Source organism: Roseomonas sp. E05 (genome assembly GCF_030063475.1).
Classification (GTDB): Bacteria; Pseudomonadota; Alphaproteobacteria; order Acetobacterales; family Acetobacteraceae; genus Pseudoroseomonas.
Genome location: NZ_JASIRT010000006.1, coordinates 185,389 through 204,615, shown reverse-complemented (window position 1 = coordinate 204,615; position 19,227 = coordinate 185,389). Strand labels below are relative to the sequence as shown.

Genomic DNA, 19,227 nt, shown 5'->3' with positions numbered 1-19,227 from the left:
GAGGAGGACCTCGGCAACGTGCCAGCCCTAATGTCGGGCTACGGCTCGGTCATGGACCGGACCGGGATGGCGGACTTCGCGCGCGCAGCCTGGAGCCTGCGCCAGCTCGGCGTATCGGTCGCCTCCGACATCCAGCTGCGGCAGGCGGTGCTGGACGCGGTGACCTGGGAGGCAGACGCCCGGGCGGAGCGCGACGACTTCCGCGAACTCCCCTTCGAGATCGACGCCGAGCACCGCCGCCACCGCTTCCGGCTGCGCGAGGGCGCGGAGGCCGAGGCGGACCGCATGGCGGAGATCCTGCACGCCGGGCTTGGCCTGGAAGGCTGGGGCGTGCCAACCGCGGACCCCGCGCGGCCCATGGCCGTCATGGAGGCTGCGAGCGAGGGCGCGGAGCGCATCCAGATTGATCTGGCCGACCTGCCCGCGCCGCCCCCGGCGCCGAGGCACGACTTCGGCGCCGCGCCGCGGGGGCCGATCTCGGTGCCGCTTGACGAGCTCGAGGACGTCGCGCGCGCGATGGACGCGGCGGACGCCGCGGCCCCGGAGCGCCCCCGCGGCAACTGGCTGGGGCGCCTGCGGGGCAATGCCGGGCCGAACTTCCAGATCCTGGCCCCGGACCGCGCTGCGGGCGCGCTGCCTGCCACGCGGGAGATCCGCCTGGAGGGCCTGAAGCACCTGATCGGCCTGCCCGGCACGGGCAAGTCGACGCTCATCATCCTGCTCATCATGTGGCTGGACCGGCGCGGCCTCCGCACGGTGGTGCTGCTCCCCTCGATCGAGAGCTCACTGAACCTGCTGGCCGACCTTCGCTTCTACGGGGCCGACGTCGGGCTGCTGGTGGGGCAGTCCCCGGAAACCCGCATCGGGCATGCGCGCAAGCTGGCCGAGCGCCTGGGATCCGACGACAACCGCGGCTTCGGCCGCAGCGCCCCTGGGGCGGACCTCCTCGGGCTGAACTGCGCGCTGGGCGGCTTCGACACGGACCCTGAGGGCCACGACGGCTTCCCCCACCTCGCGCCGCCCTGCACCGCGGTGCTCCAGCGGAGGCTGAAGCGGGACGGGGCGCCGCAGGGCCGGGAAACCGCCCACCTCTGCCCCCTCTCCGGCTGCTGCGGGCGCATGAAGGCGCCCCGGGAGCTCACCTCGCGCCGCGTGTGGCTCGGCCACGTGCTGTCCCTCGACACGCGCGTCTCGCCGCACTTCTCCGAGGAGCGGCTGCGCTACTTCGAGGCCGCGGCCATGGCCGCGGACGTGGTGATCGTGGACGAGGCCGACGGCGCGCAGCAGGCGCTGGACCGCAAGGCCCTCTCCTCGCTCGACCTGACGGGCAGCCGCGAGAGTTACGAGCACCACCTGGTGCGCGACCTGTTCTCGCCCGTGGCGGCGGGGCGCAACGACATCACCGCCACCAACGTGCAGAACTACACGGCAGCAGCCAACGACTTCGGCAGGCTGAACCGCAGCCTCGTGACCCACCTGCAGGAGGACCGGCGAATCAACGGCGGCGAGGGGCCGATCTCGCGCTTCAGGGACACCTTCGTTACCAGCCACAACGTGCTGACCGCGCTGTTCGCGCCCGCCGACTACACGGTGCTGCCGGACGCGGACCGCCTCGCCGAGGATCTCCGGCACACTGCCATTCAGGATCTCTGGGACGCTTGCGTCCGCTCCGCCCTGTACCGCCGCACCGACAGGGACGAGGACGTCTCCGAGTACGAGTTCGAACTGGACCGCGTGGCCGCGGGGCTCGCGCGGACGCCCGAGGAGGTCAGCTCCGCGGCACGCGCGGTCACCGACCGCATCCGTTCATGGATCTCGGAGCCGCTGCCGACGCGGCGGGAGGCGCTGCTCAAGGACATGCGGGAGCGCTTCTTCGTGCTGGTGCCCCCCGCGGACGGGCTCGCAGCCGGGCAGGCCGCGGAGCTGTTCCGGTTCCTGCTCGGGGTGACCGGGGTCATCCTGCAGTTCCTGACCCTGGTCCCGGCGCAGCAGGCGATGGTCGCCGAGGGCATCCACCGCGAGCCGCTGTTCCGCCAGGGCATCTCTGACGACCTCGCCAGCTCCGTGCCGGAGGCGCTGATCGGCCGCCTCGCGGGGCTCAGCTTCAACTTCGACGAGAGCGGCCCCCGCCCGAGCCTGCGGCTGCGCTACGTCTCATTCCGGGGCGCGCCGCGCATCCTGCTCTACCGCCTCCACGAGCTTCTCCGGCACGAACGCGGCGGCCGCGGCCCCGCAGTGCTGCTGGCGAGCGCGACCTCCTTCCTGCTGGAGAGCCCCACCTTCCACATCCCGGTCGGCCCCGACCTGGTGCTGCGGCGGGAGGATTCCGGCGAAGCGTGGCGGCGCTCCTCCTACCGCTTCGCGCCCATCCCGGACCCCCAGGATCCGTCCCGCTTCCTTCGGTTCAGCGGCGCGCCTATGGCGCAGCGCGAACGGATGCTGCGGGCCATGGTGGACCACTACGCCGCAGGCCACCCCTCGTTGCTAGAGCGCATGGCGCGGGACTTCGACGGCGGGGGCCGGAAAGTCGCGCTGGTGGTGTCGAGCTACGAGCAGGTGCGCATCGTCAAGGACTGGCTGCGCCGCCGCTACCCGTCGCTGGCGCCGCGCGTGGTCGGAGTTGCGCCCGAGATCCCGGAGCGCTCTGAGGGCGACTGGGTCACGGCCGCCCAAGTGGAGCGCCTCGGCCTCCGAGACGACTGGGACGCCCTGGTCTTCCCAATGAAGTCCCTGTCGCGCGGGGTGAACATCGTCTTCGAACGCGGCCCGCGGCGCCGGGACGCGCTGATCGGGACCATGATCTTCCTGATCAGGCCGCACCCAGCGACCGAGAGCCTCGACCTCGTCGCCGGAATGAGTGGCGCGACCTCCCTCGCCTTCGACGTCCGCGCCTTCCCGCACGGCGCAGGCAACGGGTCCGTCTCGGCGGAATGGGCGCTGGCACGCCGGGACGCGATGCGGACCGCGCGGCGGCTTTTGCGCTTCCCACTGATGGCGAGCCGCCTGGGCCCGCTCGCCACGCCCTTCACCGCCGACATCATGGTCGACGTGCTCCAGACGATCGGGCGCTCGATGCGCAATGGCTGCCCAAGCCGGGTGATCTTCGCGGACGCCGCCTGGGCGCCCGTCTCGGCGGGCGGCCGGGGGCGGGACAAGGCCGCCAGCAGCATGCTCGTCGCCATGCGTGACATCCTGCGCGCGAGATTGTCGGACCCGAATGCTGTGGACCGCGAAATCTACCGTGCCTTGTACGAGCCGTTCCTGTATCCCCTCGAACGTTGCGAAGGGGTCTCTTTCCCCGATGGAGCCGATGCGTCTGATGAGTGAGCCTGAAGAGCACGTCTACCGGGCGCTTCCCGGCTACGAATCCGACGACGTCGCCATCGCCTTCCTCATCGCGCCTGACCGCCCCGTCCCTGTGCAGGGCGCGAACCTGGAATGGTCGGAGCGCCTCGCCGGGCTGCTGAGCGAGATCGGGCGCCAGGCTGCGGACACCAAGCAGCCCACTGGGCGGCAGCTCCCCTACGCCTCGCTGCGGGCGCTGCTGCAGGTGGCGATCCCCGAGGCTGTCCTGCTCACCGGCGACCTCAGCGCGCCCTGGTCCCGCAAGGAGAGGCGCCCGTTCCTGCAGGTCGCGGGGGACGGCGCGGCCACGGCACGGCGGGCGGCGGCCGCGTTCCGGCAATGGGCGGAGATGATCCTCACCCCCTGGGCGGAGCGCCTGGACCTCCTCCCCTCCCTGGTCGAGTCGGCGATCGATGCCGCGGGCGGGGCCGACGCCTTCGAAGTGGAAGCCTTCTCCGGCGACCTCGCGGCCGACCTCAGGCGCGGCGCGCCCTTCGACCGCTACCGGCAGGGCATCCTGCAGGAGCTATCCCGCCGCATCGAGGGCCGGGAGATCTTCCCCGGCCTCGGCCCGGTGATGCGCGTCGTCCGTTCCCAGTCGAACAGCAACGACGTCGAGTTTCTTTCCTGGCCGCAAGTCTCGCCCAAGGGCGGCCGCTTCTCCATGTCGGCCCAGTTCTCCCTCGGGACTGTGCCCTACCTGGACAAACCCGTGCTGCGCATCAGGGCCTCGCGCAAGCGCTGGCTCGAGGCGCTGCCGCGCCAGGGCGCGCTCTGGGGCCGGGACCGCGTGCACGGCCACATGGCGCGCCGGGACGGCCCGCCCATCGTGGTCGAGTTCGCGGCGCACGTCGGCAAGGACGGGATCGAGGAAGTTTTCTCGCCCGCCTTCCTGACCCAGGCGATGAGGATGCGCGCGCCGCTCGGCGGCGGCTTGGCAGCCCTGGTGGACCAGCGCGCCGAGGACGTGTTCACGGCCTTCGCCTACGCGCCCAACCGCGACGGGCGGCACTGCCTGGGCGGGGGTGCCACCACGCGCGACCAGCTCGACCTGATGGACGCGGCGCTCCCACTCCTCGCGCCCATCGGCGCGCGGCCGCTACCCTTCTCGGCCGCAGACCGGGGGCCGCGGACGGTGAAGCGCGCGGTGGACCAGCACGGCTACCTCGCCACCGCCGGTCTGATCGACAGCTTCGCCCGCTCCCTCGGGCACGAGGACGCGGACCCCGAGGACCTGCTCGCGGTGGGCAAGCGCCTTCTGGAGGGCGGCGAACCGCCGGAGATCTCCCCGGACGCCGCGTGGAAGGCCCGCGAGACGCTCGAGAAGGTGCGCGAGTGGAACCGGGACCGCCTACGGCGGGCCTTCGGCAACCTGCGCCTGACCATTGTCGCTGTCGCCGATCAGGAACAGGAGCGCCTGCTCATCCGCCACGCCATCGCCGCGCTGTTCGGCGACGCCCTGGACGTACAGCTGCGCCAGCTCCCAGCCGACACCCACGGCCCGCGCGACGCCCTTCCCGCCTCGGCGCGCCCCCCGCGCGAACGGTTCAACGCGCGCATCGCGGCCTGGACGCCGCTAGCAGACGCGCTCGGGCGCGACCTCGGCGGCACGCACGTGCTGGTCTGCGCTGCGGCGGAGTACGGCGGCAGGCGCGACGACACGGTCAACCTGATGGCCGGTCGCCACGCCCTGGCCACCAAGGCCGAGGCCAACGTCCAGTACCTGCTCCCCTGCGGCGGCTGGGCCGACTTCGACACCTACCTCCACCGCGTGCAGTCCGCCGTCTACGATCTGCTCTTCGGCCACTCCGGGCTGGTGTCCGAGGTCGCGCCGCTGCTGCAGCAGGACTTCCCCGACCCGGTGACCCGGCCGCAGCGGATCATCGGCATCTCGGTCATCACAAAGGCGCGGTCGCAGCGGGGCGGCAAGGGATCGCGCCTGTGTCTTGCCACCCGCATCGGCCTCCGCGACGGCCGCACAGAGGCGCGCGTGGGCTGGTTCAACGGCACGGCCTTGCAGTGGAGCGGGTGGCAAGCCTTCTCGGAGGCGCTCAAGACGGTTGCCCGGCTCGAGACCGCCTCGCTCGGGCCGACCGAGGAAATGGCGAAGCGCTCCTTCCAGGCGTTCGTGCGTGCCGTCATCGACGAGGCCGTGGAGGACGGGGAGCGCCCCGTCGTGATGGTGGACAGCACCACGGCCGCCGGGCTCTGGCCCTGGCTGCGCGACACCGACATCGGCCGCGAGCCCACGATTGGCGCAGATGGCGAACTCAAAGGCCGCGCCTGGTCACAGGTCCGCCTCGTCCGGGTTCGCGAGACCTTCGGCAGCCGCGTGGTGGAGCGGAAGGTGAAGCGCTACGAGCGCCTGGACCCCGAGAGTGGCCGGACTCTCGGGGTGGAGAACCGCTACCAGCCGACGGTGACCGCGAACACCGTCCGCTTGTCGTCGGGGCCGGGCGGATCCGCGCATTACTGGGTGACCGACGGCTACCGGACGCAGCCGAAACGCGGCCTGAGCGTCTACCGCGAAGTAGAGACTTTCGGCCCGCTGTCCAGCGGCGGCAGCGCCCGCGACAACGCCAGGGGCCTGTTCAAGCGGACGCCGCGCGGCATGCACGAGGACACCTACCAGGTGCCGAACGCGTTGGAGGTGACGGTCGCCAAGCTGGCGGAGGGCGACGAGGCGGACCGGGTCGCGCACCTGGTGGCCAGCCTGCGGCACGGCTACGGGCACACCGCCAGCGCAACCACCCTGCCTGCGCCGCTCTCCTTCGAGAGCAAGGTGCGGGACTACATGGCCCGCTTTCACGTCGACGACGCCGACAAGGACGTCGAGCCGACCGAAGAGGAACTCGAGGCCCAGAGTACGCTTCCCCTCTTCGCCGCCGCGGTGCCCGCGGCCACGACCCCGCCCGAGCCTGACCCCGACCCGGATCCCGGCGGGCCGCTGCCTCGGGGCGTGCGGACAGGCGACAAGGGCAATGGCGACAGGGGATCTAAGGCAATGTCGAAGGCGAAGGACAGGGTTTGGAACGGCGGCCACCAGGGGACGCTGCTCGAGTTGCCCGACGGCGTTGACCGCGAGTGGGTGCGGACTCAGATGGCTATCGTGGCCAGCGACCTCCGCCACCTGAACGAGTGGCGCCAGGAGATCCGCGACCTGAGCGGCTTTGCCTGGCCCGCGGAGAAGGTGAGCTCGAAGACCCTGCCGGACGTGCTCCTGGCAGCCCTGCGTTACCCGAGTTTTCTGCGGGTCGCGACGCGCATCCTGGCGCGCAGCAAAGACAGCAAGGCCAAACGCTGGAAGGCGACGCTCTTCACCCACGTGAAGGGTGTCTACCCCGCGTCGGTGCCGGACGGTCCCGATCCCAAGGCGCCACCGCAGTTCAGGGACCGCTACCGCATGCCCCACTACGCGCGCGTCGCGGAGCAGATCCAGCAGCGGGGGACCGCCGACGAGCTGGAGGCGTTCGTGATCTACAGCGCGCTCACCTTCGCCACCCCCGCCGACGTCAGGCCGCTGGATGAGAAGGCCGTGAGCGCGGAGGAGGAGCGCCGGATGTCGAGCCTGCGGAGGTTCGTCGCCTCCGCCACCGAACTCCTCGACGACGGGTTTGAGTTCGTGCGCGACATCGTCGAACAGCAGGATGCGCCGCGGCAGCCTCCCGCCCCGCGGGACGACGAGGTCGCGCCGTGGTCGGCCTACGCTACCGCGGCAGCACCGGCGGAGGCACCCCCAACCGTGCCCGGCGGCCCTGCGGCGGATATCCCCACGGCGGGGTCGGAACCAACCCGAAGCGAGCCGCCCGCCGAGGCTGCGGACGCCGCGGCCGACGCCTCGCTCCCCGGGGACCAAGCGTCGGAGCCTCCTCTTCCGGCGGCGGCGCCAGACGCCCACTCGCCTGCCGCAGCCTCTCCCGCAGACGCCGCGCTCGCGATGTGGCGCGACGCCCTGGGACGCGCGGCGGCGGCGGCCAACGCCGCCCTCGGCGGCAATCCCGATGCGGACCTTCTCGGCCTGATCGAGAAGGCGACCTCCGACGCCGCGGCCGCCGCGCGGGACTGGGAGGCCGCGCGGCCGAAACTGGTGGACGCCGCCGCCACCGTCGCCGCCTTGCGTGATCTCCTCGCGTCGGTCGCCGCGCTGCCGAACGCGCCCAAGGGCGCCGTCCCCGAGACCGTCGGCGACATCCCGTGGCAGGTGGAGGAGGGCGTGAAGGCGGCGGCGGACGAGGCGGCGGAGCAGGGGCGCGCCATTCTCGCCGAAGCCAGCGCGCGGGTCGCCTCCACGCACCAGCGCCTCCGGGCGCTCGACCCCGACACGACCTCTGACGAGACGATGGAGGAGGCGACCCGCGACCATACCGCGGCGCGCGTCGCCCGGAGCGCGGCGATGCACCGGATCGTCGAGCTCTGCGGCGCCGCGTCGGAGATGCTGCGCGACGCCGCCCCGCCCCCAGCGTCCGCGCCGCCAGCAGTTCCGCCCATCGACGCACCCCTCCCCGTTTCGCCCGCTCCGTCCCCGGAGGCGCTCGGACGACCACTCCACAAGCGCCCCGAAGGTTCGGAGGCTCCGCAGGCCGAAGCCGAGGTTGAGGCCGGAGCCGCGGGTCCCGAGGCCGCCGGGATGCCGGACGACATGGAAGCGGACGACGAGCTGGAGGAGTTGCCGCCCCTCCCGGCCGGGATGCCGCTGCCCCTGGCAGCCGCCGCCGCGCCGTCCCCGCCCCCCGCTCCCGAACCCATGGATCCGCTGGCGGCTTCCGTGGCGGAGCGCGTCGAGCGCTACTTCGCCGCGGGTGACTTCTCGCTCGCCTACCACCTCACCCGGGCGGCGCGCCGCGTCTTCCAGGCCGCCCCGTTCCCGTTCAGCTTGCAAGAACTCCGCCTCGCTGCGGTCCGCGGCCATGTTAGCCATGCCTCCACGCAGGGCAGCCCGCAACTCGCGAGCCTCGTGGACGAGGCGACCAAGGAGGTGGCTGAGGCGGGTTCCGGGACCGATCTCGGGATGGCGCGCCGCGTCGCGCTCTCCGCCAGCCTGCTTGAACTCGCCATGTTCCATCAGGGTCTAAACACCGGGGACGGGCTGCGGCTCATCCAAGACGTCTCGCCCGAGATGCGCGACGGCTTCCACGAGCTGATAGAGGCCCTGGCCCTCGCGGGCCGCACCGGCTTCGTGTTGCCGCAGCACTTCCACGCCGTTCAGGCCGAGGCGGTGAGCACCCGCTTCGTGGACGATTGCGCGGAGAGGATCCGGAAGAGCATCGCCGCCTTCGAGGGCGTCCGCTTCAGTTACGTCCCCGCCAATATCATCCGCAACGAGCTCCTCAAGCGCGAGCAGATCGTGGGGCGCCTGCAGGCGGCGTTGTCGGGGGAACTGGCGGAGGCGCTGCCCGCCGCGCGGGAGTTCGCGGAGGCGTGCGCCGACGAGGACGCCGTCGGCGAGATCATCGACGCGGCCGACAATCTGGCCAACACCGCCAGCGGTGTGAACGGCCACGCCCGGAATCGCCTCGTCTCGACGGTCGCGGACATCGCCGCGGCCTGCAAAGAATACGTCGCCGCTGCCGAGGCGCTCCCCCTTGCCCGCGACAGCGCGCGGAACGCGAACCTCAAAGCGACCGCGCGCAGGGTCGCCTCCGGCGCCGAGGCCGCCCGCAGGGCCCTCGCCGAGCACGCCGAAGCCGCGGGACCCCTCACGCTCGCCGCGATCCGCCATGCCGAGGCGTCCGTCGATGCCCTGGTCCAGAGCGTCCAGGGGCGGCACCGCGCCCCCGGCCCGCAGGACAACCAGACCGCGCTGCACGGCGCACTGTACTGGCTGCGCGGGCTGACCTTCGGGCAGAGCTGGCTCCCCGCGCCCTACGACCCGGAGGAGATCATCGGCCTCCTGCTGGCGCATGACGGGGCGCCCCGGCAGGGCGTGGAGGCGTGGCGGCGGGCCGTGGCCCGGGCGCTGTCCGAAGGGTCGCTCATCGCGGCGAAACTACTGATCGACGCGGCCGCCTTCTACGCCATCCCCTCCGATGCCGCGAAAGCGGCAGACGACGACTACAGGCACACCCGGGCGAACGCCCGCCAGTCGCTCATCGGCAGCGGCGAGGACGTCGGCGAGATCGAACGCGTGCGCCGCCTTATCGAGAAGGTTCAGCGCATGGGTCGCTTCTCGCGCATCGACCAGGCGCAGGCGGAGCTCGCCCGGCTCGACCGGATCAACACGCAACGCATGCCGGAGACGGTGAGCCTGGAGGAGCGGACGGAGGACGAGGAGGCCGACCAGATCCTCGACATCCGCGCCGCGCGCGCCTTGCTCGCCGACGTCGAGCAGCGCATCGCCCAGATGCTGGCGGAGCCGAAGCGGGAGATGGCCGCGGACCTTCAGAGCCTCAAGGAGGGCGGTGCGAGCAGCGCCGACTTGGAGCGCATCCAGCGCATCCTGGACGCCGACGACCTGCTGACCGCCGGGGAGTTGATCTCCTTCCTGAAGTCCGGCAGCGCCCTGCCGGAATCGACCTCCCCTAACCCGCGGTACAAGGCGTACTTCCCGGAGATCCCCGCAGCCCTCGGCCGGATCGGCAAGCGCGCCCTCGAAGATGCGTGCCGCGCCATCCAGGAAGGCCGGGATCTGGACGTCCTCCCATTCGGCCGCGTTCTCCCCGACCGCAAGGACGACGCCGTCGAGATCGCCCGTTCCTGGCGGGACCTCCGTGCGCTCGTCGAGCACGGCAGGGAGAAGCTCGAGTCCGTGGCGGCGGCCATCGCTACCTTCCTGGGCAAGGCGGGTTTCTCGCCGGACCTCCGCGGGGTGCTGCCGCCCGCCAAATCCGGGGCCAGCCGCAAGGCTTACTGCGCCGACTTCCGCATCGAGGTGCCCACCGACAATGAGAGCCTCCTGCTGCCAGATTTCGGCAGCGCAACGGGCGGCCTTTATCGGTTTTGCGCCGTCCTCCAAGTGCCGACCGAGAGCGAGATGAAGGCGTTCCGCGACGCGGCCCCGGACAACTACGGGCTGATCGTCCTGGTCATGCAGTCGGTGGACGCCGAGCGACGCATGCAGCTCGCGGGGGCCGCCATCCAGAACAAGCGCCGCGCACTGGTCATCGACGAGAGCATCCTGCTCTACGCGCTCTCGGAACCGTCCTTCCGGCCCCTGACCCTGCTCGAACTCGCGCAGCCCTCCAGCTTCGCCACGCCCTACACCAGCCCTGGGAGCGGTGCGGTGCCGCCGGAGATGTTCTTCGGGCGCCGCGACGAGATCAACGAGATCTGGGAGCAGAACGGCAGCTGCATCGTCTACGGCGGTCGACGCCTCGGCAAGACGGCCCTGCTGCACCGGGTCCGCCAGATCTACCACCGGGAGGACGGGTCGGGCGCCGTGGTCGCCTACGCGGACATCCGCAGCGTTGGCGGCACGGACGCCGCGAAGCATCTTTGGGAGCACGCCTCGCGCGCGATGCCGGAAGTGTTCCCGAAGCCGGTCCAGAAGGCCAGCCAGTTCACCGACCGCGTCCGCCAGTGGCTCGACGAGGACGACCGGCGCCGTGTCCTGCTGCTGCTCGACGAAGCCGACCTCTTCATCCAGAGCGACGCCAGGGCGGAGTACGAGGTGTTCCTCCAGATCCGCGGCCTGATGGACGACATGAAGCGCCGCTTCAAGTTCGTGCTGTCCGGGCTGAAGAACGTCAGCCGCCTGTCTAGGACGGAGAACCCGCCGCTCAAGCACATCGCGGCCAAACCCATCCGCGTCGGCCCACTCATGGATGAGGAGCTCGCCAGGGCCGAGGACATGGTCGTGCGCCCCCTCGCGGCCATGGGGTACGAGTTCGAGAGCCGCGGCGACGTCTGGCGCATTCTCAGCCACTGCAACTACTACCCGATCCTGGTCCAGTCGTTCTGCGCAGGGCTGCACACGATCATCTCCAAGGGCGCGAGCGCCAGCCGAAAGCCCGAGCGGCGGATCACGTCGCGCTTGGTGCTCGAGGCGCTCGAGAACCCGGCTATCGTCAAGGAGATCAAGGCCAAGTTCGACCACACGCTGCATGAGATCGACGAGCGCTACGGCCTCATCGCCTTCGTCGTGGCGCACCGCTCCCTGGAGGACCAGGAGGTCGGCCGGGCGGATGAGGGGATGACGGCCACGCAGCTCTATGACCACGCCCGCGCCTGGTGGGAGCCCGCGTTTGAAAGCCTCGAGAGCTTCAAGGACCTACTGGACGAGATGGAGGGCATGGGCGTCCTCCGGCAGACCGCGGCTGGTACCTGGACCCTCCGCTCCCACACCCTGCTCCGGCTTCTGGAGAACCGGGAGGAGCTCGAGAGGCGCCTCCTCGAGTTCGACGACCGCGAGCCGCCGTCCGCCTTCGATCCGCGCTCGATGCGCCGCCCCCTGAAGGAATCCACACGCTTCCGCGAGGTGCGCGCGGGTCACCATAGCCCCCTGACGCTTGGCCAGGAGCACGGGCTCTTCCACGGAAAGGAAACCGTGGGCGTCGTATTCGGCAACGCTCTCTCGGACGTAGGGCTCGTCGGCGCGGCGCTCGCCTCGGCCGACCACGTCCGCTCCAGCGACGGCTCCGCCATCGGCGTCACGCCGCGGATCTTCACGGAGTGCGACGACCTCCTGGACGCCGTGCGGCTGGCCGGGCGCTCCTCGGACAACTCGCTCCTCGTCGTCGATATAAAGTCCCGCTGGGACTCCGGGTGGGTGAACAAGGTCACCGCGAACCGGATCGTCCGGGCTGGGCAGGTCCGGGTGGTCTTCGTGGGAGGGCCGGAGCACGCCTTCGCCTGGCTGTCCGATCCGCACACCCAGCGGCTGCCGCCGCAGGTCTCGGTCCTGGGCCTCGCGCCCTGGTCGGACGCGATGACCGCAAGCCACCTGCTTGAGGACGGGCTGTCGCCCCAGGCGCTCGCCCGGGAGCTGACGGAGGCGCTCGGCGGGTTCAACAGCCCGATGACTCGCGCCTTTCACGCCCGGTGGAACGGCAACCAGGAGCGGTTCATGCGCCAGGTTGCCAAATGGTCGGCGGACCTGCGGACGGGTGCCGCGCTGCCCCAGGATCTCGGGCTGCTCCCGCAGGTCGCGGACTGCTTCGGGGCCATCGAGCGCCTGGAGGCAATCGACGACACGGGTGCCTTCACGCTGAAGGAGGCCGGGGCGGCCCTGTCCCTGGACGGAAGCGTCTGCGCCCTGCCGCTGGCGCAGCTGATGGAGTACGGCACCCTGATGGGCTTCCTCCGCATGGAGCCGCTTCCGCGGGGCACCAAACCGGAGGACCGCACCTACCGGATCGCGCCCCTCGCACGGCCGGTGATCGCCTCGGCGCGCGCTATGGAAGCCGCGTGATGGCCTCCGCCGACGAGATCTGGTGGGATCTCCCCGGACCTTCGCGCTTCGCCCGGCGCATCGCGGAAGCGGCCCTCGACCCCGGCCGCTGCGTCGTCGGCCTGTCTCTGCCCGGTGCCCCCGTCCCCGGCATGTTCGACGCGGTCGGGCGGATCTTGCGGGACCGGTCCTCGCGTTGGGTCATCCAACCCGGCTTCCCCGGCGGCCTGTCCGGCCGGACGCCGATGAAGGCGCTGGCCGCGGCGGCGGGCGTCGATACGGTCGGCCTAAACCGCGCGGCGGACTTCGTGTGGCACCCCGAATTGTCCGAGGCGGTGTTCCTGATCGAGGTCGTCCGGCCGGAAGACTGGCCGAAATGGGCCCTCTTCGCCCGCGCGGTCGAGGGCGAACTCTCCCGCGGCGGGCAGTTCTCGACGCCGTCGGTCATCCTCACGGCCCCGCGCGGCCGCTCCCCGGCGGAGACCGAGGCCATGCTGGGGAGGCAGCCCATCCGCTGGCACGGCAGCGTGTCCCGCTTGGACACCCGCCTCTTCGTCGAACGTATACGTCCCACGGTCGCCGACGACCTGCTGTCGCGTCTCGCGACGGAAACCATCGTCGAGCTGGCGGGTTGGGACCGCGTCCTCGCGTCCGGGCTTGCCGTGGAGGACGTCGGGACGCAGGTTTACCCCCTCGACGCGCTGAGGGCGCTCCTACCCGGCTGGACGCGTGATCACCCGTCCTGGGACAACGCGCTGGTGGACATGTGGGAGGGGATGCCGTTCCCGCACACGCTGTCGCTGATGGCGTCTGGGCGGGAGGATCATCGCCGCATCGTCGAGACCCGCCTCTGGTCGGCGCGGACGCGGGTCATCTTCCCGTTCCTCGAGCAGCTGCGGCACGCCTACATCCGCAAATACGACAGGACGCTGTCGAGGGCTCTCCCCTACGAGAAGCCTGCGGGCAACAGCGTGAAGCTGCTGCACCGGACGGTGGATCTGGAGATCTCCCACATCCGCAAGATCCTGCATGGGCACCTCGGCCGTGACAGCGACGATGCCATCCTCCTGGAGGCCATGAACAGCCTGCGGCATGCGCTGGCGCACGTCGACAGGACTGACCACCAGACCATCACGCTCGCCTCCGAACTCTGGGAGGATCTCGCCCATACCTTCCCCGGCGAGTGCGACGGCTGGGACTGGCCACGCTGCGGACAGAAACTGGTCGTCTTGGTCGGCCCGCCCGGCGCGGGCAAGAGCAGTTGGGCGCGGGCGAACCACCCGGCCGAGGACATCGTGTCCTCGGACGCCATCCGGAAGGAGTTGTACGGCGACGAGACGTTCCAGGGCGATCCGGTGCCGGTTTTCATGCGACTCCGGCGCATGGTCACTGACCGCTTGGCAGCTGGTCGCTCCGCCGTAGTCGACGCGACCAACCTCAAGCGGGACGACCGGGTGGCGAACGCCCTCCTTGCTCCTCCCGACATCGCCGTGCAGTACGTCGTCATCGACCGCGCGTTCGCGGACAAGCGACGGGACGGCGGATGGCGCAACGAGCGCGGGATCATTGAGAAGCTGGGGGCGCAGTTCGATGAGGCCCTCCTCGACATACTCGCGGGCGACGGGATCCCCAATATCGAGGTCGTCGTGCCTCCCCTAGGGGGTGCCAGCGTGGTCGAGGAGACGGCGGCCAGGCTCAGGGCTGGGATGACCGCAGCCGCCTGAACGGCCGACGGCGCAAAGCCGGAGCCTGTTCAGTGCCGCCGAAAGAAGCGGCAGTCGGACATGCTCGCCACCATCCCCCTCCCCCAGCCCAGCGGAACCGTCAACCGCCCGGCAAAGCGAGCGAAGCAGACCCAGCTTGTAGGTGGCGCTCTTGGCGTCCATGAGGATGAGGTGCCGGAGCATGAGCCGCGCCCGTGCCAGCTCGCCTACCTCCAGCTCCATCAGCCGCCCGGCGGCAAAGCCGATCATCTCGCGCAGGAAGGTCGCATTGGCGAACTTCTTCCCAAGAACCATGGTCTCATCGGTCATCCGGGTCGGTCCAAGGTCAGGGTTGTAGGTCTTAGCAACCCAACCCTGCTATGAACCACCGCGGTGACCGCCTCAGATCTGGCAGTCAGTTCCTACACCACCACGGGATGCGACCCGCAGCAGTTGCGGAACCTGATGCTGTACGATCGTTGCCGATGCATTGCTTCCCATCAACCAGCCGAAACAGTCCTGCAGTGTGTCCGCGCGAATGCATTGGCGGCCAAACCACGCCAGGGCCTCCGGGCGCGCCGCACCCCGGAATTCTTCCCAGTCTTCGGCAGAGCCAGCCACGCGCTGGCTCAGGCGCTGGCGGCGGGTCGGGGTCGACAAGCGATACCGCCCGGCGAAGACTTGTCCGGTCGCGCCAGTGCCATAAGGACCATTGGCTACTGCGCCACGTGCTGGATCCGGCATCCCCCGACTGCCTGCTTCCATCGGATCGGGCGAAGGCGATGCGTGCCTGACTGCTGGCCAAGCTCCGCGACCGTGCCCGGATTGCCCGCGGACCTGCCCTGACGGTCCGCGTTTCGGGCGAGACGGCGCTCGGGCTGGACGAGATCGGCCGCAGGCTGTTCGGGTCCACGAGCCGCTCCGTGACTGTGAAGGCGATGGCTAGGGTCGCGACCACGCACCTGCGGCCATCAGAAGGGAAACGGGATGGGTCGGGTACCGGGTAGCCAGGGCTGCCCACCGTCACCGTCTGGAAAAGGACAACCACCATAGGTCGCCGCACGACGCCGAGGCGCGAGAGGATGGCCGCCATGCTGCTGCAGCAGGAGGTCGGCGACGATTGCTTCGCGTGGCTGGCCAAAGCTGGCGTGGCGACGCGGCACGCGGGCGTGCTGAGGCGCGTCGGGCAGTACCGGGAGGCTGGGGGCCCGGAACCCGTCCTGGTGTTCCCGCCCGGATTCCCGGCCCGCCGCGCGGAGTGGCGCGGGTGCCGAAGCGCTGCGCAGGCGGATTGGCTGACCCGGCACGTGCTAAATCCGCACTCGCCCGACCTGCTGGTGAGCGAGAAGTTCGCCGCGGCAACGCGCGCCCGGCTGCTGGCGAAGCTGCGCGACGAGGTGCGCCGGGCGGCGGATTTCCGCACGATCCGCATCGATGCCGAGACCGCCGGGTGGTTGGACGCGCTGGCCCGTCACAACGGGCTGGGCAGCCGGTCGGAGGCCGTTGAGATGATGGTCCGTGTTGTCATGGAGGCGTCCGGCGGCAAGGCGGCGGCGAAGGACTGACGCGCGGCCGTCGCTGCCGTGGCGCCGCGCGGCGCCGTGCCTGTGATTGGACCGGCGATCGCGTCGGCGCCACCTTCGCCGCCGCACGCCAGCAGGGCTTGGTGGTTGGTCACCAAGGATGGGGTGCGCGGAAGCAGAAGGATTGCGCATGCCTGCCAATGCCTCGACGTTCAAGGACCACGTGCCCGCCCCGCTGGCGCGGCCGGAGGGGAAGCCACCTGTGGTGCAGAGCCCCGACGAATCGTGGATGCTGCAACTGGCGCGGGGCCCCGAGGGCGCGTTCGCTTTCGCCTACGAGCGGGTCGGCGGCATCGTCCGCGTTACGGCCAGGCCGTGCTGCGCCACCCAGCCGATCACGTGCTCCAGCCGGTCACCGTCGTTCTGCGCGAAGAGGACGCCGGGAAGCTGGGGGCAGGAATCCTTGGCATCATCGGTTCCTGAGAGCCGATAGGCGGTCGCGGCGAGACGCGGCGGGATACGGCCAAATCGGCATAACCCTCTGTGACATACGCCTGTCGCCGCCCGGGCCAAGCGACTATAGGCTGCCGGGAAATCGCGGATGGCATCCATGGCCGACGACAGCATTGAAACCCCGGCAAAGCTTGAAACCTACCGGCCCGGCGTTGTAATCGGCGCAACGGTCGCCCTCGCACACATCACGGAGACTGCTCGAGAGCCCTGCTACGCCATCACCTTCCGGCATCCTCCCCTCTCGGACAGGACGCTCGCGTTCGCATCCAGGGGACGCGATCAGCTCATCGATGCGCTCGGCTCTGCACCTGTCGGGCACCTGGTGACCCTGGTGGCGGGCTCGGACATGGCCGCTTTCGATGCGGGGATGGCTGCATTCCAGCAGGCGTCCAGCGGCATGGGATCGGCCGCCAATGCCGGGAACATCAATGACTACGCGACCCGGTCGATGGTCGCCGAGGTGAGCGCCTCGCCGACTTCAAACAATCTCGTCCTCGTCTCTGGACGGCTTCACGAAGGCGGCACCTTCGACATCATCTTGCCGCCGCACGTGGTCCCCGTCCTGATCGGGATGCTGCTCGACTGAGACGCAAGCGAGGCGAGGTGCGGCACCCTCAAGCACGATAGTTCCCAGCGTAATCCTCTGCGGAACGTACGGCCTCGCCCTCTCCACGAGGCGAGCCATCTCGGATGTGGGATCGATCATCTGTTGTCCTCCTGACCTGCCACGACGGTCCAGCGTGCCCCCATTTTCGGTCATAAGGGCTGGTAATGGAGCCCTCCAAGCTATCGGCCCGTGCCGATCACCTTACCGCCGCCTGCCCTTGGGCCGCGCCGCATCGAGCAGGCTCCTGCAGCGTTCGAGCGACCGTTCGTCGACGCACTGTTCCCAGGGCGACCGGCCCAATGCGGGGTGCTTGCCGCGCAGCCACATGTGCGCCCAGTCCGGCTGACCGGGGAAGCGGGCCATCACATCCGCCTCCAGCCTGCTCCGGCAGCCTGCCACAACGGCGGCGGCCTCCGCCTCCCGGTCCAGGCGGCGCCGCTCGGCTTCCCGGGCCGCCATGATGCGGCCTCGCTCACCCGCCATCGCCTCGCTGATGCGGTTCCTCGCCTGCCAGTCCAGCGCGAACCGGCCCTCGTCGAAAGGCAGCCCGGTTGCGGCGCCGACCGCTTCCCTGACCCAGGCCGTGCCCGCGTCCTCGCCCATCAGGGCAACAGCGTCCAGCACCAGGGTGGCAACGAAGTCCCCCGACTCCTTGCGGCGGCGTTCCGCAGCCTGCCGCGCGAACTCCTCGCGCTCGAGGCGCGCGGCCTCCTGCCGGGCACGCGCCTCGTCCCGGCGCCTCAGCAGCACCGCCTCCAGAGGCAGGCCCAGCAAGCCGCCCTCATACGGGCTGGCGTGCGGCTGGGCCATCCTCTCGAGCTCATCGAGCCTTCGCATGAGCCGTTCGAAGCCCTCACCGCCCTCCTCGGCCAGCACACGAGGCGCCACACCGAACTCGGGGACAGCCCTGTCAAGCCAGCTTGCCGTGTCCGTCCAGGGCAACCCGGCCGCCCGCAGCAGGGTGCCCAGCTTGTCCTGGAGTTCACCTTGGCGGCGCCTCGCCTCACTCGCCGCCTCCATCCGCTGCCTGGCTTCCCACCCGACGGTCTGGGCGGCCACCCAGCCCTGGCGGACGCGCATCAGCAGGCCGCGCTCCGCCAGCCAGTCGGCATAGTCGCCGATGACCTCGTGGGGCGGGCGGAAGCCCGGCACGCGCTCCTGGATGTGCGCGACCAGCTCCGGCTCCCAATTCCGCCGGATCTGGAACGGCGCCTTGAGCATCTGCCGCTTCTGGAGGGTTCGGAGTGCGGCGTCGCCCGTCACCAGGTGGCCCGCGGCGCTGATCGCGACATGGTCCAGGAAGGCCGCCTGCCACGTCTCGGCCGCCACCGAGAAGCACCCGGCCCCGGGAACGCTGCGGCCGACGAACCCGCCGAAACCGGCGTCGATGGCCCTGATGCGCCAGCTGGAATGGCCGGGACTCGCGGGCTCAATCCAGGCGCCCGCCACCTCGTCGGCGATCCGGCCATGGAGCCGCTGCAAGCGCCGCTTTTCGACTGCCGCCCGCTCCGCCGCGATGCGCCGCAGGCGCGCCTCCTCAGCGACAACCTTGGCGTTGTGCAGCCAGTGGCGTGGCGCCCCGCGCAAGACCAGCTCGGTGTGCTCGGCACGGGACGCGTGCCGGGGAACACGCGAGAGGTCGATCTCGACCGAGGGCAGGTTCCGCTCCCGCAGGAGGACTAGCTTCTCGGGGCCGCAGGGATGGCGGACGTGGAACTCGAGGAGCAGCTCCCTGCCCCGGCCGCGGATGATGGCATCGGGACGCAGGCCACCCATGTTAACCTCGGCCTCCGCCGCCTCGTAGGGGAATACGGTGGCGAAGGCGACGTCGTGGCGCAGGCCGTCGACCTCGGCCACCGCGTCCGGCAGAAGGATGTCGCGGGCCTCCAGCACGATCTCCTTGGCCAGCCGGTGCAGGGTGGTCTCCCAGGCGCCGACGCAGGCGCGGTCCACGTGGTGGGCGAAGTGGTGGACCTTGATGGCACCCTTGCGGGCCACCAGCCGCTCGCCGCAGCCGGGGCAGCGGCACCGGCACCCCAACCCCGAGGCCACCTCCGACACATGCGCCAAGCGGCCGTCCTCGGCGAGGCCGTAGGGGAGCTTGGTGCCGTCCCCATCGGGGGGCGGCGGCGTGGAAGGGTGGCAGCTGGCTGGTCCGTCCATGGCGCCGGTGAGGTTCAGGAAGGCTGCAGCTTAGCATCAACTTGCTGG

7 protein-coding genes and 1 pseudogene are annotated in these 19,227 nt (G+C 70.7%); 5 read left to right on the top strand and 3 right to left on the bottom strand.

Translation table 11 applies throughout. The features are described 5' to 3' along the window. Positions 1-18: 18 nt before the first annotated feature. The 3 genes from QMO56_RS09205 to QMO56_RS09195 are packed head-to-tail and all read left to right on the top strand — an operon-like array spanning position 19 to position 14,394. Positions 19-3,327 carry a hypothetical protein gene (locus QMO56_RS09205; RefSeq protein WP_283525116.1) on the top strand — a complete coding sequence of 1,103 codons (3,309 nt, stop codon included), beginning with the start codon at positions 19-21 and terminating at the stop codon, positions 3,325-3,327. After that, on the top strand, positions 3,320-12,691 hold the full coding sequence (locus QMO56_RS09200) for an RNaseH domain-containing protein (RefSeq protein ID WP_283525115.1): 9,372 nt from the start codon (positions 3,320-3,322) through the stop codon (positions 12,689-12,691). Before QMO56_RS09205 ends, QMO56_RS09200 begins: the two co-directional genes overlap by 8 nt. Next, positions 12,691-14,394, top strand: a complete 1,704-nt coding sequence (locus QMO56_RS09195; RefSeq protein ID WP_283525114.1) for an ATP-binding protein — start codon at positions 12,691-12,693, stop codon at positions 14,392-14,394. Before QMO56_RS09200 ends, QMO56_RS09195 begins: the two co-directional genes overlap by 1 nt. A 171-nt stretch (positions 14,395-14,565) precedes the next feature. On the opposite strand, the pseudogene QMO56_RS26985 reads toward QMO56_RS09195, so the two are convergent. After that, positions 14,566-14,703, bottom strand: a pseudogene (locus QMO56_RS26985) (IS256 family transposase); the annotation flags it as partial. Positions 14,704-14,775: 72 nt separating this feature from the next. After that, positions 14,776-15,033, bottom strand: a complete 258-nt coding sequence (locus QMO56_RS09185; protein ID WP_283525112.1) for a hypothetical protein — start codon at positions 15,031-15,033, stop codon at positions 14,776-14,778. Positions 15,034-15,464: 431 nt separating this feature from the next. Here QMO56_RS09185 and QMO56_RS09180 point away from each other — a divergent pair, with 431 nt between their 5' ends. Together QMO56_RS09180 and QMO56_RS09175 are read left to right on the top strand one after the other, a co-directional pair. Continuing rightward, positions 15,465-15,938, top strand: a complete 474-nt coding sequence (locus QMO56_RS09180; protein ID WP_283525110.1) for a hypothetical protein — start codon at positions 15,465-15,467, stop codon at positions 15,936-15,938. Positions 15,939-16,506: 568 nt separating this feature from the next. Beyond that, positions 16,507-16,995, top strand: coding sequence for a hypothetical protein (locus tag QMO56_RS09175; RefSeq protein WP_283525108.1), 489 nt, complete (start codon positions 16,507-16,509; stop codon positions 16,993-16,995). A gap of 222 nt (positions 16,996-17,217) precedes the next feature. On the opposite strand, the gene QMO56_RS09170 is transcribed toward QMO56_RS09175, so the two are convergent. After that, positions 17,218-19,179, bottom strand: a complete 1,962-nt coding sequence (locus QMO56_RS09170; RefSeq protein WP_283525106.1) for an antitoxin Xre/MbcA/ParS toxin-binding domain-containing protein — start codon at positions 19,177-19,179, stop codon at positions 17,218-17,220. Positions 19,180-19,227 lie beyond the last annotated feature (48 nt).

What these genes read in the sequence shown, in the direction of transcription:
- QMO56_RS09200 (WP_283525115.1), top strand. Translation starts at nt 3,320, where the DNA reads ATGAGTGAGCCTGAAGAGCACGTCTACCGGGCGCTTCCCGGCTACGAA.
- QMO56_RS09195 (WP_283525114.1), top strand. Translation starts at nt 12,691, where the DNA reads ATGGCCTCCGCCGACGAGATCTGGTGGGATCTCCCCGGACCTTCGCGC.
- QMO56_RS09180 (WP_283525110.1), top strand. Translation starts at nt 15,465, where the DNA reads ATGCTGCTGCAGCAGGAGGTCGGCGACGATTGCTTCGCGTGGCTGGCC.
- QMO56_RS09175 (WP_283525108.1), top strand. Translation starts at nt 16,507, where the DNA reads ATGGCCGACGACAGCATTGAAACCCCGGCAAAGCTTGAAACCTACCGG.
- QMO56_RS09170 (WP_283525106.1), bottom strand. Translation starts at nt 19,179, where the DNA reads ATGGACGGACCAGCCAGCTGCCACCCTTCCACGCCGCCGCCCCCCGAT.